This window comes from Pedobacter anseongensis (genome assembly GCF_037482965.1).
GTDB classification, from domain to species: domain Bacteria; phylum Bacteroidota; class Bacteroidia; order Sphingobacteriales; family Sphingobacteriaceae; genus Pedobacter; species Pedobacter anseongensis.
Map to the genome: position 1 here is coordinate 62,560 of NZ_JBBHKB010000003.1, position 14,530 is coordinate 77,089.

Annotated in this window: 12 protein-coding genes and 1 tRNA gene; 2 read left to right on the forward strand and 11 right to left on the reverse strand. The window is 37.5% G+C overall.

Annotation, left to right across the window (positions count from 1 at the left end; all coding sequences use genetic code 11):
* Positions 1 to 7 precede the first annotated feature (7 nt).
* From WG904_RS11130 to WG904_RS11155, 6 genes are all read right to left on the reverse strand, one after another.
* A complete protein-coding gene (locus tag WG904_RS11130; protein WP_339579391.1) occupies positions 8 to 838 on the reverse strand; it encodes a hypothetical protein in 831 nt (276 codons plus the stop codon).
* A gap of 112 nt (positions 839 to 950) precedes the next feature.
* A tRNA-Ser gene (locus WG904_RS11135) sits at positions 951 to 1,037 on the reverse strand.
* Positions 1,038 to 1,131: 94 nt separating this feature from the next.
* The gene (locus WG904_RS11140) at positions 1,132 to 2,124 is read right to left on the reverse strand and encodes a YihY/virulence factor BrkB family protein (RefSeq protein WP_339579392.1); all 993 of its coding nucleotides are present in this window, start codon (positions 2,122 to 2,124) and stop codon (positions 1,132 to 1,134) included.
* 85 nt (positions 2,125 to 2,209) lie between these two features.
* A complete protein-coding gene (locus WG904_RS11145) occupies positions 2,210 to 2,620 on the reverse strand; it encodes an acyl-CoA thioesterase (protein ID WP_339579393.1) in 411 nt (136 codons plus the stop codon).
* Positions 2,620 to 3,672: an endolytic transglycosylase MltG gene (gene mltG / locus WG904_RS11150; RefSeq protein ID WP_339579394.1), complete on the reverse strand. Its 1,053-nt coding sequence runs from the start codon at positions 3,670 to 3,672 to the stop codon at positions 2,620 to 2,622. The genes WG904_RS11145 and mltG overlap by 1 nt, the downstream gene beginning before the upstream one ends.
* A 17-nt stretch (positions 3,673 to 3,689) precedes the next feature.
* The gene (locus WG904_RS11155) at positions 3,690 to 4,460 is read right to left on the reverse strand and encodes a PASTA domain-containing protein (protein ID WP_339579395.1); all 771 of its coding nucleotides are present in this window, start codon (positions 4,458 to 4,460) and stop codon (positions 3,690 to 3,692) included.
* Positions 4,461 to 4,577: 117 nt separating this feature from the next.
* Here WG904_RS11155 and WG904_RS11160 point away from each other — a divergent pair, with 117 nt between their 5' ends.
* Together WG904_RS11160 and WG904_RS11165 are read left to right on the forward strand one after the other, a co-directional pair.
* Positions 4,578 to 5,564, forward strand: a complete 987-nt coding sequence (locus WG904_RS11160) for a D-alanine--D-alanine ligase (RefSeq protein WP_339579396.1) — start codon at positions 4,578 to 4,580, stop codon at positions 5,562 to 5,564.
* An 86-nt stretch (positions 5,565 to 5,650) separates the two neighbouring features.
* On the forward strand, positions 5,651 to 7,795 hold the full coding sequence (locus WG904_RS11165; RefSeq protein WP_339579397.1) for a glycoside hydrolase family 31 protein: 2,145 nt from the start codon (positions 5,651 to 5,653) through the stop codon (positions 7,793 to 7,795).
* A 45-nt stretch (positions 7,796 to 7,840) separates the two neighbouring features.
* Here WG904_RS11165 and WG904_RS11170 read toward each other — a convergent pair whose 3' ends face one another.
* The 5 genes from WG904_RS11170 to WG904_RS11190 form a co-directional block, all read right to left on the reverse strand.
* Positions 7,841 to 11,140 carry a tetratricopeptide repeat protein gene (locus WG904_RS11170; protein ID WP_339579398.1) on the reverse strand — a complete coding sequence of 1,100 codons (3,300 nt, stop codon included), beginning with the start codon at positions 11,138 to 11,140 and terminating at the stop codon, positions 7,841 to 7,843.
* 31 nt (positions 11,141 to 11,171) lie between these two features.
* Entirely contained in the window at positions 11,172 to 12,506 is a 1,335-nt protein-coding gene (locus tag WG904_RS11175) for a sugar porter family MFS transporter (protein WP_339579399.1), read from the reverse strand.
* Between the two features lie 79 nt (positions 12,507 to 12,585).
* Positions 12,586 to 12,876: an alpha-N-acetylglucosaminidase C-terminal domain-containing protein gene (locus WG904_RS19690; RefSeq protein WP_339579400.1), complete on the reverse strand. Its 291-nt coding sequence runs from the start codon at positions 12,874 to 12,876 to the stop codon at positions 12,586 to 12,588.
* A complete protein-coding gene (locus tag WG904_RS11185) occupies positions 12,852 to 13,604 on the reverse strand; it encodes an alpha-N-acetylglucosaminidase C-terminal domain-containing protein (protein ID WP_339579401.1) in 753 nt (250 codons plus the stop codon). The genes WG904_RS19690 and WG904_RS11185 overlap by 25 nt, the downstream gene beginning before the upstream one ends.
* Positions 13,605 to 13,606: 2 nt before the next feature.
* Entirely contained in the window at positions 13,607 to 14,476 is an 870-nt protein-coding gene (locus WG904_RS11190; RefSeq protein WP_339579402.1) for an endonuclease/exonuclease/phosphatase family protein, read from the reverse strand.
* Between the last annotated feature and the right edge of the window lie 54 nt (positions 14,477 to 14,530).

Here is a 14,530-nt window from a genome sequence, read left to right on the forward strand (position 1 = left end):
ACCTTATCTACAAATCTGAAACCTTACCCTTTGTAAATGCCATATATACAAATCTAATTACAAATTCAAATTGGGAAATGGCTTTAAATGAATTAGTTCTTGTTCCATAATCTTTAGACTCCCCATGAATAATTAAATTCCTGTGAAGAACATTCGGAAATTTAAGATAATCTTGCTTCGAGAAGTTAAGCCCTATAATATCTCCGTCAATTACTGCCTCAATGGTGTAAGGCAACAATGATATAATTTCATTATCTTTTTTTAATTTCTCAATAAATTCATTTTTTCTAGCTTTAGCCCGGGCGCTTTTACCGAAAATATCAGCGTTCGACATTTCTCTAAAAATCCCCTCTGATAAAATTAAAAATGCAGGAACAGAAAGTTCGTATTCATTTCTATTGTGAGCAGTAAATGCTAAATTTATCATCTTAGCTCTCTCCGGAAACCTCAATACTGCAAGTTCGCTAATTTCTTTAATTGAAGAGTTAAGACCATTTATCATGTACCGATCAACTTCATGGTCTCCTTTATGCATGAAGGGAACAAGATCACCAAATGCTATATCTAGTCTAACGTGCCAACCATAATGCTGAAGCAATAAACTTGAAGCGTCTTTAATCTGCTGCGGCCACTCAAACTGAGCTACTCTTTTTAATTCAACCATCATTTTAGCGAGCGCAATTCCGCTTGCCTTCTCTTCTTCAGTCCATTCTTCAACAGGAATGTTTTTTAATTGCCCAACGGGCCTTAACTCTCTTGACGCTTCAACCAGTAAAACATTGGCTTCCTCCTTAACGGCCGTCAATTTTGAAATAATTTTTCTAATGGTCTTCAACATGGAAAATGTATTTTAAAACATCAAATTTGCTACCTAATTTGCTACCTAAAATTATTAGAGCACAAAAAAAGCCCTTAGCATTAAACTAAGGGCTTATACCTTTAAAAGGTTGCGGAGAGTGGGGGATTCGAACCCGCGGACCCTTTGACAAGTCAACAGTTTTCAAGACTGCCGCAATCGACCACTCTGCCAACTCTCCGCCGCAAAAGTACAAACTCTAGTTAAATCTGCAAACTATGGACTGATATTTTTTTCAAAAAAAGGTTAATTACTTCAAACAGAGGTAGAAAAAATTAAGATTTCTCTAACTTATTCTCTACAGGGAGTGGTTTTTTGAAGATGTTGAAGTTTGGGCGGATAATTTTAACACTTCGCTTAGATAAATCTACACTGGCATTTAATTCGAAGCCCACCAACAATATTAATGAATTTAGATACAACCAAATCATGATCACAATTAAGGTTCCTATAGAACCATACAGTTTATTGTAAGAACTAAAATGGTCAATATAAAATGAAAATCCCCAGATTGTAAAAAAAGCCAACAGGGTAGCTAACCAAGAACCTGCACTAAAAAATTTCCACTTCTTAGCATGTGCTGGACCATATCGATACAAAATAGAAACCGTAACGAAGTATAAGCTTCCTAATAAAGTCCAGCGCGTTAAATCTATTGCATAATAAGTTAAATTACCCTCATAGTTTAATTCTTCTTTTATGTAGGTTAATGAAATTTCTCCCAGCGCCATCGCTGCAATGCAGATGATCACTGAAAAAGCGATAATAACGGTAAGGATAATTGCAACTAGGCGCTGTTTTAACCAGGTACGTGTTTCTACAATAAGCGACGACTTATTAAAGGCGATCATTAGTTTGTGTACTCCATTGGTTGCGAAAAACAACGATAAAATAAAACCAATAGACAACAAACTTCCATTCTGGATATTTACTATCTCATTAATGGTACTTTCGAAAGCTAAGTAGGCATTGTTGGGTAAAATTAGCGCCAACAACTTCATCAACTCATCTTGAAAACCAATGCTCTTGGGGATATATGGAATTAAGGTAAAAAGAAAAATAATCGCCGGAAATATCGCCAACATAAAGTTATAGGCAAGAGATGAGGCTTTATTTACCAAGGTCTCCTTCCCTATTTCTTTAAAGAAAAAAACAGCGACTGTATAAATTGGCAGTGGGCTAAATCCGGGCAATACGCAAACTTTTGTCCACGCAATAAACATGGAATAAAGTTTTAAGTTCAATAATTGCCTGTGTACCCAGTTCATATGTTTTTGATATATCTTTAATTGTCATATGGAATACGCCATGTATTTCCTTTCTTGTCTATTCGGCACATGGCTATTTCATAGTTTATTGAAAATACTGTGTTACATTTTTCATGAAATTTTTAGGAGGTCTACATGGCTTGCGGCTTTCCTTTCTTACAAAAACCAATGTTGTTTTGCCTGTATTTATCAGCTCCTTTTCCTCATTATAAATTTCGTACTCTACATAAAGAAAAACAGAAGGCAATTCTTTAACTATTGATTTAATGGTGAGCACCTGATTATAATAAGCTGGTTTCAAATATTTGGATTGTATCTCTAAAATAGGCAACATCACTCCTTCGGCCTCCATGGTGGCATAGCTCATACCCGAGCAGGCTTCGAAACACTCGGTGCGCGCTAACTCATAATATTGCACATAATTTGCATGATGAACAATACCCATCTGGTCGGTTTCGATGTAACGAACTCTTACTTTGCTTTCGTATACAAACATTATCTATAGATTTTTTGTTTATTTAATGCTTGTCTATATTTTTTTGCGTTAATTTCATGTTGTTCTTTAGTTTCGGCGAAGTTGTGATAACCCGAAAAATCTTCTTTTGCGCACATATAAATGTAGCTGTTTACCTGTCGGTTTAACACCGCATCAATCGCGTTAATACTGGGCATCATAATCGGCCCTGGTGGCAAACCTTGATATTTGTAGGTATTATATCTCGAATCAACTGCTAACAATTTATTCGTTACCCGCTTAACTGTAAAATCATTATTGGCAAAAATCACTGTTGGATCTGCTTGTAGTAAAATGCCTTTATTTAAACGGTTAAGATATAAGCCAGCAATAATGGGCATTTCCTTATCGTAAAGAGCTTCAGCATCTACAATAGAGGCTAAAATAGAAACCTGAATAGGCGTAAGATTTAGTTTAGCTGCCTTTTGTTTACGTTCGGTATTCCAAAACTTTACATACTCCTTATGCATCTTTTCGAAAAAATCAATCGGCTTAATGTTCCAATACATTTCGTAGGTATTCGGAATAAATAAGGTGTAACTATTTTCTTTGTTAAAACCATATTTTGCTAACAAATCTGCAGAATCAAGCACTTTGATAAAAGCTAGGGAATCGGCTTCCATATTTTTAGCCATATAGGCAGCAAAATTTTCTTTTTTACGAATATTTTGGAATTTAAGTTTTACAGGATCTTGGTTTCCTGCTTTTAACATATTAATAAAACTTCTATTACCCCATCCTCCTTTTAGGCGGTAGCGACCGGGTTTTACACTCGTTGCTAATTTCATTTTAGCTGCTGCATGCTCAAAAGATGCGAAATCTTTTAACATTGCTTTTGATTGCAGATTAGCTAATACATCATCGTAGGTAGCGCCTGTTTTAATGTATAAGTATTCGTGATTTCCATTTACGTTCGGTGCGAAATAAGTCTTATAAAACTTTAATCCCATAAAACCGCCCACCAAAAGTATAAGGATAGCAATAGCAATTATGGCTTTCGTGGTATTTTTAATTGGAGTTTTGTTGTTGTTCATTGTATTTGTATACAGAATTATTGATTTTTATTGGTAATGATAACATTTACTGGTGAACCTATTTTCACTTTAACGACGCTATCGGCGGCTAATGGATATTGGGATACGATTATTGCCGTAGCCGAATCTGTAATCAAGCCATCTGACGTAATGGTACCTAAGTTGAGCATAGATCCACGTAGTGAAAAACGGGCTTCGTCTAAGGTAAATCCTGTCAAATTAGGAAGTTCTACGTCTTCGTTACCTCTACCGTCGCCTAAAACTAGACTAATTCTAGACCCTGTAGGCAGCACTTCGCCTGCTTTGATGGGCTGACCACCAAAAAGAGCTTCTAATACTACATCTTTACTTACGTCGGGTTTATAGGTGGTGTCGCCAACTTTTAATCGATAGCTTTCTAAAACAGCTTGTGCTTCGCGGAGCGATTTAAATTCGATATCGGGGAATTTAACATTAGGTGCCTGTGTTACATTAATGGTTAAATAAATGGTTCTGTTTCCCTTTACAAAGGTACCAGCTTCAGGATCTTGATCGGTTACAATACCTGGAGGCTTATCGCTTACGTATACCGAATCGATCTCGTAACGCAATCCGAACTCTTCTAGCTTACTAACGGCTTGCGAAATAGTTAATCCTTTCACTTCTGGAACATCTAGACCTTCGCCATGCTTAGTGTAAAAACGTAAGCTAAAAAAAGCAATTAATAAAATCGCAGCAACGGTACAAATGGCAGCAATAAGGTTATTTCTAAATGATCGTGTTCTTAGGTAGGCAATAAAGTTGCTCATTTAACTTTCTTTAGTGTAGATAACAGTTCAAATTTAGGTTAAAAAAATATTTTATCTCAATTAAAATCAAATCTCCGTCAACTAATTTATATTTGTTGGTATTATTTTTAAAAGAACATGAAGAAGATTATCGCATTATTAACAGGCGGAACTACTGGAGAATGGGTTGTATCGGTAAAAAGCGCTGCCACAATAGCTCAACATATCGACACTACTAAATACGAGGTGTACAAAATAATGCTTACCGAAAATGGGTGGTTTTACGAACCTGCTGATTCGGTTAAAATAGAAATTGACAGAAATGATTTTTCGTTAACCTTAAGTGGAAGGAAAATAAAGTTCGATGTCGTATTTATTGCTATCCATGGTTCTCCAGGCGAAGATGGCAAGCTACAAGGGTATTTTGACATGATTGGCATGCCTTACACTACGTGTGATGCGCTAACTTCGGCAATTACCATGAATAAAGGGTATACTAAAGCTATTGTTGATGGAATAACGGATTTAAATATTGCCAAATCGCTACAACTTTTTAATAATGATGAAAGCAATTTAACTGAAATTTCGAGCCAGTTAAAACTACCTTATTTTGTAAAGCCTAATAATGGAGGGAGTAGCATTGGCATGTCTAAGGTTAAATACCTAGACGACTTAAAGGACGCTTTAGACAAAGCATTTAAGGAAGATAATCAAGTGCTTGTAGAAGAATTTGTAGAAGGTCGGGAATTTTCTGTTGGTGTATTTAAAACCAAAGGGAATATTGTGGTTTTGCCGGCCACAGAAGTTATCCCTGCGAACGAATTTTTCGATTTCGAAGCGAAATATACGCCTGGGGCCACCGAAGAAATTACGCCAGGAAGAATGAGTGATGAAGAAAAAAACAGAGTGGAGCGTGTTGTAGCCGCAGTTTATCAAAAACTAAATTGTAAAGGCATTGTACGTATCGATTATTTCTTAGAAACGGGCACAGGTAATTTTTACTTCATCGAAATCAATACTATTCCAGGCCAAACGGCAACGAGTTTTATTCCACAACAAGTGGCAGCTATGGGTGTAGAATTGAAAGATTTTTATACTCAAGTTATTGAGGAAGCATTTGCATAATACACACTTTTAATCCAAATAAACCAACATTATGTCCATTGTTTTTGACCTGCAAAAAAAAGATATTTATGCATCTAAAAACAGGTATGAAACAGCTAGCCCTACTTCTTTTATTTTTATCGTTTTTTAAAACTGCAAGCGCCCAGCAAATTGAAAAAGTGGCGCCCGGTGTTTGGAAAATAACCTACGGCACTCAAGAAGAGCATAAACCATCAGACTTTAAAGAAGAAGCAAATTTAACAGCGCTGCAAAAGCTTGCCAATGCTTCCACTTCCCCTATTTCTTTGGCCGACATTAGTTTTAAGCAAACTGCTAAAGGAGTGCTTGCAGAGCTAAAAATGGAGGCTAGCGAACGCATTTATGGCTTCGGATTGCAAGTAAATACGTTCGAACAACGTGGTTTAAGACGTGAAATGCGAACCAATAGCTGGACCGTTGGGAACGTGGGCTTTAGTCACGCCCCCATGCCCTTTTACATTTCTTCGAAAGGTTACGGCGTTCTAATTAATACCGCACGTTATACAACATTTTATATGGGCTCTCAGCACAAGCTGGAAGAATCTATCAACATTAAAAAAGAAATTAAGGCCGAAGCAAATGTCGAAACCACAACTGCTGCCTTATACAAGCAAAAATATAAATCATCAAATGATGTAGAAATTATTATCGATGGTGCAAAAGGCATGGAAATGTTAATTTTCGAAGGCCCAACCATGAAAAACGTAATTGAGCGTTATAATTTATATTCTGGTGGGGGTTCACTTCCACCATTGTGGGGATTAGGCTTAAAATACCGTGCTAAAGGAGATTTTGGCGCAAAAGAAGTCATCAATTTCAGCAAATATTTTAGAGAAAATAAAATTCCCTGCGATATGTTCGGTTTGGAACCTGGTTGGCAATCGGCCTCCTACTCTTGCTCTTATACATGGAACGATAAAAATTTTCCAAATCCTGATAGCTTATTAAACGTAATGCATGGCATGAATTATAAGTTAAGTTTATGGGAACATGCCTATGTGCACCCTACTTCACCTATTTTCGATGCCATTACCCCTTATTCGGGCGATTATGCAGTATGGAAAGGCGCAGTGCCTGATTTTGTATTGCCTAAAGCCAGATCTATATTTGGCGACTATCACAATACCAATTTCATAAAGAAGGGCATTTCTGGCTTTAAGCTCGATGAAAGTGATGGGGCGTATTATCATGAAGCCAATGCCGAATGGAGCTTTCCTGATATTGCTAAATTCCCTTCTGGAGTAGACGGAACCCAGATGCGGCAATTGTTAGGTTTAACTTACAGTAAAACAATTTTAGACGAATACCGCAAAGAAAACAAACGAACGATGTTAGAAGTAAGAGCATCTTATCTATTTGCTTCGCCACATACTTCGGCACTGTATACAGACATGTATAATCATGCTGATTTTGTGAGAATGATTGCAAACTCTGGTTTTGCAGGTGTTAACTGGTCGCCCGAGGTACGCCAAACAAAAAGCGATGAAGATTTAATTCGGCGTTTACAAACCATTTTAATGTCGTCGCACATGGTAGTAGATTGTTGGTTTTTAAAAAATCTGCCTTGGTTTCAGTACGATCGCGATAAGAACAATAACGGAATTGCATTACCTAACTATAAAGAACTTGAAGCAAAAGCGAAAAAATTAATCGAATTACGTATGCGTTTAATTCCTTACTTGTATGCTTCCTTTGCTAAATATAAATTTGAAGGCACTCCCCCTTTTCGTGCCTTGGTGGTCGATTTTCCAGATGAGGTGAAAGCATGGCGAATAGATAATCAATACATGATGGGCGACCAGATTATGTGCGCTCCGTTTATTGATGGTGCGTCTACGCGAAAAGTCTATTTCCCAACAGGCATTTGGTACGATTTTAATACAAACAAGAAATATGAAGGCGGACAATCGTATTCGATTACCATGTCTTTAGACGAAATCCCGATGTTTATTAAATCGGGGACAATTTTACCATTGGCAAAGCCAGTTGAGTTTATTACGCCAGGTACGGTTTTCGAAATCAACTGCAAAGTATATGGCACACCCACACATACTTTAAAGCTATTAGAAGATGATAGTTACACTCTAGATTACGAAAAAGGAAGATATGGCTGGGCAGAACTGAGTTGGGATGGCAAAAAAGGCAAAATTACCCGCAGTGGAAATTACTGGAAGAAAATGTATACGGTTCAGGGGTGGGAAAGAATTGAGTAAGTTTTTAACCATTCAGAAGTTAAGGAATATTAGGGCTTCTTTTTTTTAATCCGCCAACTGCGCTAGATGCGATTTTGCCCCTTGATGTGCTTTGTCTAATCTTAACAATTCCTCAAATTGAAGGGTTGCATCTTTGGTTTTTTGCAAGCCCAATAACCCCAAGCCAATCATAAATTTGCAATGAATTTTATTTCTTAAACATAAATCGTCTTCGAATATTAGCAGATTTGGTAAGGAAACTGCAAAATAATCCAATTTAACCTCATCGTTTACATGTGCATTGCCGTAGTTTATCAAATTGTTAAAGATTTGGCCCGCTTTCTGATGTTCATTTAATTTTACCCAAGCCAAACCCTGATAAAAAATCTTATCCGGTTGTTGGTCGTTATAGAACATCGCCGCCGATGGCTCTGCCAGCCCTATGGTTGCCTTTTTAAAGTAAAAATTAGCAAGATTGCGATCTTTTAATCCTTCATAAGCACAACCTAACCAATAAAAAACATCGTTTTCTTGTGTACCAAATAACTTTCCCTCGCCCAAATTGTGAGGATAAACTTGTGCACGATTTAAAAACGAAATCGCTTTTTCAAATTCGTTATGCTGAATTGCTTGCTTAGCCAATTCAATTAAACTGTACAAGTATTGCCCAGAAGCTTTGCCTTCGCCACCTTCCCAAGGGTGAAACTGACGTTTGTTTATTAACTTCAATGCTTTTTCGTGCTCGCCTAAAAAATTTAACAAGGTAACCTGCTCTAAATATAAATCGTCTCTCTTGTAGCCGGTTTGCAGATGCTTCATTAAAAACAGGCTGCGATCTTCTGGGTTTCTATTTAACCGTTTATAAAGCTGATCAAGTTCCATTAATACGCGAGCATCGGTTTGATCTAGGGCAAAAGCTTTCTCAAAAAAAGTTAGCGCCCTATCAGAATCGTTTAATTTATTGTAATAGGCAATTCCCAAATTTCGCAGCGCTGTGGGAAACTGAGAATCTCTGCGTACTGATAATTCCCAATTGGCGATGGCATCGTTATACTGGCGTTTATCATAGAATAAATTACCAAGATAATAGGGCGCTTTTGCATCAGAAGGATTTAATTCAATAGCTAACTGTAAAATGGCAATTTCTTCTAATCGGTTTGGGAAACATACGTACGAATCTGTCTGCTCTGCTTCATTTAAATGAACCAAAGCTTCTTCCCTATTTCCCAATTGGAAGTTAAAATAAGCCAAGCTATAACCTACTATAGGATGATTTAATTTTGCTAAGCTCAAAAATGCGATGGCTTCTTCATACAAACCAGCATTCGAATAGTCGAGTGCATAGGCGATAAAATTCTGCGCATCGCCACGAGAAAGACTTAGTATTTCATTTACAATTTCTTCGTTAGCCTCGGGTTTACATTTTGCCTGTTCGAACAAAGCCCCTAAATTAAATGCATCTCTGGTTAAACTTTGGAGAATAACATTACTAGCTTCTTCTAGTAGATTAAGCTTCCTTAAGGCATTCGCTTTTAACACATAAGCCCTACTGTTATTTACATTACTATTGAGCGATAAATCTAGGTGTCTTACTGCCAATTCGTAGTCGCCGCGACTTATATCAATTTTTGCCACTTCAAAATAGCCACTATCTTGCCATGCCTTTCCCCATGTTGCTTTATAAAATGCTTTATAAGCATCATCAACCTTATTTAAAAATTTACAACATACTCCTAAATTATAATACACTTCGGTATCGTAAGGGTTTGGATTTCTCGAAATGCTGGTTTCAATAGCTGTTCTAAAGTAAGGTTCGCTTTTTGCAAATTGTCCTCTTCTTAAATACCATAAACCCAAAGCATTATTACAACGAATATCGCCAGCATCGTTTTTCAAGGCCTGTTCGTAATAAGGAACAGGATGATAAGTAGCATGGCGGTATTGTTCTAAATGTTGCCCAGTTAAAAACAATTGCTCGTTGTTTTTAATTTCGCTTGGCATTGAAGCAGGTTGTGCCGGTGCCGGGAATTCGTTAATTCGATTTTTCGCTGCAGCATAGCTGATTAGTTGCCTTCCTGCGGAATTACTTAATGTTAAAACTAGATCTTCTTCCTTAAAATCAACTTCAATCCCCACTTTCTCCAGATATATTTCTTTAGGATTAATATCTGTGGTATCTTCAAAAACAATCTTGTTCTTGCAAGTTAATACCACTGTAATATTCGGTTGAATGGATGTTCCGTACACTTTGATGATGGCATCGTTTTCTTCTTTATTCAAGCTTAAAAGTAGGTCCTTCGTAGCGTTTTTCACCAAGCCAAGCTCCGTGTAGGGCAAAAAGTATTGAGTAAAGGATTTTTCTTCATTTGGTAACAACCAGGTAAAATCGGGCTGGTTATCGGTAAACATTCCCGTCATCAGTTCGATATAGGGACCATCTTCATCTGTTAAATTCCGGTCCCATGCCTGACCAAAATCGCTATGCCCCCAAGTCCATTGCTTTTTTCCGGGCGACACATGATGATTGGCCACATGCAACAATCCCCCTTTTGTGTCGTGTTCGTAGCCTCCAACAAAATCGTAATCTGAATTTATGGCCATGTACGAGGTGGGCACTGGAATATTTTTGTACCAAGAAATATCGGTTCCAGGCGAATAATCTACTTTATAATAGGTACCTTTTGCAATCGGGAAACTGGATACATCGCGTTTACCATGATCAAATACAGCATTCACATCTGGTGGAAAAACAGATTGGTAATAATCATTAACTTTTACGGCTGGATTTGCCCACCACAAAAAGGTTTGTGGTAAGGTAGAGCGATTAAAAAGCTTAGCTTTAATTTCAATATAGGCTTTACCGGGGTGGACAGTAAAACCAGCCATTCCTTTGGTATGGAACATTTGCTCGATTTCGTTTACCCAAACCGTCTTGCTCCCATCGGCATTTTCTTCAATTTTATAATCAACAGCGCTAAATGTACTAGGGCGATGGTGTTGTGGCCAATTAAATTCTATACCTCCCGAGATCCACGGCCCCGTTAAACCTACTAAAGCAGGTTTTATGACTTGATTGTAGTAAATAAAATGTCTTTCTTTTAGTTTATCGTATGCCATCTGAATTCTGCCACCAAGTTCTGGCAAAATCATAATTTTAATGTATTCGTTCTCTAAAAATAGGCCTTTATATTGCTTATCTTCTTTCTCATCGAAAATTTTCTCGATAATAGGATGTGGATAAACCGCCCCGCTACTCCCTTGGTATACACGTTTTTCGAAGAACATCGGGTTTTTGTCTGGTTTACCTACATTATAAGTAGGTATAATTACCGTTTCCTCCCATACGTTTACATACGATTTTTCCATTCGACGTCTTATTTCTTCTACAAAATTTTAATTAATGTCTAACTAGATTTTCTTCTAATTCTTCGAGGGTTTGCCCCTTAGTTTCTTTCACTTTTTTACGAATAAAGAGAAAACCTAAAAAGCAAATGGCCGAGTAAAGGTAGAATGGCCCATACGTACCTAGTTTTTTCGCCAAGATTGGAAAGGTGAATACCAAGATGAAATAGGCCGTCCAAAGCGATACAATGGCAACCGACGACGCTGCGCCCCTAATTTTATTCGGAAAAATCTCTGCAATTAAGACCCATGTTACCGGAGCTAAAGAAATTGCATATACGCTAATTGCAAGCAACACGAATATCGATATTAGTCCGGCCGAATAACTATTTTGAAGCATAAAAGCCAACACTACATACAGCACTGATAAACCAATAGAACCCATTAGCATTAACGGTCTGCGGCCTAATTTATCAACCAGCCACATGGCCAAAATGGTAAATACCAAATTTACGACGCCAATAGAAACGGTTTCGAAAAGCTGACGATCTAAATTTGCCCCTACCGACTCGAAAATGGTGGAAGTATAGTTAAAAACTACATTTATACCACAAAGTTGTTGAAACACTGCTAGGGTAATGCCTAAAATTACAGCTGGACGAACACTTTTTTCGAAAACGGCTCTATAACTTTGTTTTGGTGCACCAACTAATGATTTATTAATGGCTTTTAGTGTAGTTTCTACAAAATCTTCAGCGCCCATCCTTTTTAGCACCTCTTTAGCTTTTTCAGGTTGTCCATCTTTTAATAGCCATCTGGGGCTTTCTGGCAACCACAATATCCCCACCAAGAATACTAGTGCGGGTATAGTTCCTAAACCGAACATCCATCGCCAAGCATCCACACCACTATCGGCCAATAGGTAATTTACCAAATTGGTTACTAAAATTCCGATTACTATGGTAAGTTGATTAATCGCCACATTTCTGCCCCTAACTTTGGCAGGAGAAATTTCGGCGATGTACATGGGGCATACCATAGAAGCCATTCCAACTCCTATTCCAGCAGCAAAACGCATTACCACAAAAAAGGTTAGGTTAGGCGATAAGGCAATACCAATTGATGATAATGCAAAAATAATAGCGGAAAGCATTAATCCAGGTTTACGACCGTATCGATCAGTGAGTGTTCCTGCAATTAAGCAACCTACAATACAACCTAGTGCCAGTGATCCGGTTAAAAACCCTTCCCACCAGGCGTCGAGCATAAACTCTGTTCGTAAGAAAGGTAAAGCACCCGAAATAACAGCGAAGTCGAAACCAAAGAGATATCCGCCTAAGGCAGATATAAAAGAAATTGCAAGAATGTATTTACCAGTAGATGCGTTCATTTAATTTATTAGATTCTGTTAAAGATGGTTGTTTGTTTTTAGCATTACAATGGACGTATTTTTACAAAGAATGGATGATTTAATTAAAAATAGCATTTATTTCTTTATAATATTTTCGATACAATTGATTGGCCACTGCAACCGAATTCCCGATGGGTTGATCAGCATATTTCTCTTGGCTATTGACCCATTTCCACTCCCATTTCTTTATTGCTGTTTCGAAAGCAGTTTGATCGATTCCTTTTTTAGCACGTAATTGTGAATTTACGTAATTAAAATATTGAATCCATCTCGGTTTATAAAATCCATTTATCATGCCCGACCACTGCCTGCACGAATATTCATTTAAGGTACTTTTTTCGTCACCCAAAGGCTAACTAGATTTTTTGCATTGCGTTCGAATAGTTTTTTTTCTTCTTCATTAACGCCCCACTTTCGCGCATCGTTAATCCATTTTCCCAGTAAAAAATCGTTTCTTGTGGCTAAAAGCCGATCTACATCGTCCATCAACTGCACAAATTCATCGCTCAACTGCTTAAATTTATCGACATCTTTACTTTTATAGGCTGCTGCAAATTGGCGCTGTAAGGTATCTGCATAGTTAACCAGTGCCTGACGGGTTACATCAACCAAATCGTATTGAAAGCCATCACTGTTTTTTAATTGTGCGGAAGCTAGGATTAGATTTTTCCATGCTGGAAGAAAATCTTTCGGCACATAATTTTTTTGCGGACGCGTTCCTCTTGTAGTTGGAGCTAAGGTTGGCCTTCCGGTAATGATTGATTCAGGTCCACCCGGCAAAACACCCCCTGAATACACTGTTTTTCTCAACACTCGCCAGGCTTCGTCGGCAAATTTGTTGCTTGCCCCATAGCGTTGCCATGCATAGTTATTGCCGCTCAATAAAATTTTGCCGTTTCTAGATTTCAACTCAAAAACATCCTTTTCGGCTTCTTTATCAATAAAATTAATTTCGAAGTATTGTGCATGATTTGGCAAAATGCGCTTAATCATAGCATAAATGGCCTCTTTTGGCTCGCCTGCAACACCCTTGATGCTTGCGCAAACCATTAAAATTAGAACAAACAGTTTTTTCATCCTTATTTTAGTTGATACACCGCCACAACAGGCCTATGATCGGATGCATATACTTCTGAAATTACTCGATGCTCTTTTACGCTCCAATTGGCATTGCGTAAGGCGATGTAATCAATCGTTTTGGTCGGTTTATCTTGTGGAATAGTTGGTGAACAATTACTTACACAACTTCTTTTAAAGTATTGATCTAATAAAATTATAGGTTCAGCTCTCGATTCGCAATTTAAATCGCCCACCAGGATTATGGCATTCTTTTTTGTATTAAGTTCATTTACTATCGTTTTCATTTGCGCAACACGGTTACTATCAGGGCGCGTGGCATCTAAATGGGTATTTGAGAAAGTTAGAATAGTTTTATTTGGTAAAACAACATCTACATACGATAATACCCGAGGTTCTCCTTTTGCAACTTGCGGCAACGCTAATTTTAATGGGTTTTTAATTGGGTAACGACTTAAAATGGCCACACCATAGTCGCCACCATCGTAATCAATTGCTTTAAAAAAATAATAATTTAAGCCTGTTCTTTCGGCTAGGGCCTTTGCTTCGTCGGTATTGCCAGACCGTTTCGTAAATCGGTCTACTTCTTGCAAGCCTACTAAATCTGGCTTTTCTTTATTAATTACGGCAGCGATAGCACCTAGATCAATTAGCCCCGTCTTAGAAGTTGGGTTGGCATGGTGAATATTGTAGGTCATCACTTTAAAAGTTTCGCCGATATTTAGCTTAGCAGGTGTATTTAGCTTAGGCGAACAAGAAGCGATTAATAGCCAGCCACTTAAAATACATAAAAATTTAAGAAGTTCGTTTCGCTTTAATTTCTGTATTAATTGAATATAATAATTTCTAGCTTTATTAAGTATATTATCCATTAGTATTTATCATTTACCGGTTTATAAAAGTAATTTTTAAATCTTCTTTAGCAA

What these genes read in the sequence shown, in the direction of transcription:
- WG904_RS11140 (WP_339579392.1), bottom strand. Translation starts at nt 2,124, where the DNA reads ATGAACTGGGTACACAGGCAATTATTGAACTTAAAACTTTATTCCATG.
- WG904_RS11145 (WP_339579393.1), bottom strand. Translation starts at nt 2,620, where the DNA reads ATGTTTGTATACGAAAGCAAAGTAAGAGTTCGTTACATCGAAACCGAC.
- WG904_RS11130 (WP_339579391.1), bottom strand. Translation starts at nt 838, where the DNA reads ATGTTGAAGACCATTAGAAAAATTATTTCAAAATTGACGGCCGTTAAG.
- WG904_RS11185 (WP_339579401.1), bottom strand. Translation starts at nt 13,604, where the DNA reads ATGAAAAAACTGTTTGTTCTAATTTTAATGGTTTGCGCAAGCATCAAG.
- WG904_RS11165 (WP_339579397.1), top strand. Translation starts at nt 5,651, where the DNA reads ATGAAACAGCTAGCCCTACTTCTTTTATTTTTATCGTTTTTTAAAACT.
- WG904_RS11175 (WP_339579399.1), bottom strand. Translation starts at nt 12,506, where the DNA reads ATGAACGCATCTACTGGTAAATACATTCTTGCAATTTCTTTTATATCT.
- WG904_RS11160 (WP_339579396.1), top strand. Translation starts at nt 4,578, where the DNA reads ATGAAGAAGATTATCGCATTATTAACAGGCGGAACTACTGGAGAATGG.
- WG904_RS11190 (WP_339579402.1), bottom strand. Translation starts at nt 14,476, where the DNA reads ATGGATAATATACTTAATAAAGCTAGAAATTATTATATTCAATTAATA.
- WG904_RS11155 (WP_339579395.1), bottom strand. Translation starts at nt 4,460, where the DNA reads ATGAGCAACTTTATTGCCTACCTAAGAACACGATCATTTAGAAATAAC.
- mltG (WP_339579394.1), bottom strand. Translation starts at nt 3,672, where the DNA reads ATGAACAACAACAAAACTCCAATTAAAAATACCACGAAAGCCATAATT.
- WG904_RS11170 (WP_339579398.1), bottom strand. Translation starts at nt 11,140, where the DNA reads ATGGAAAAATCGTATGTAAACGTATGGGAGGAAACGGTAATTATACCT.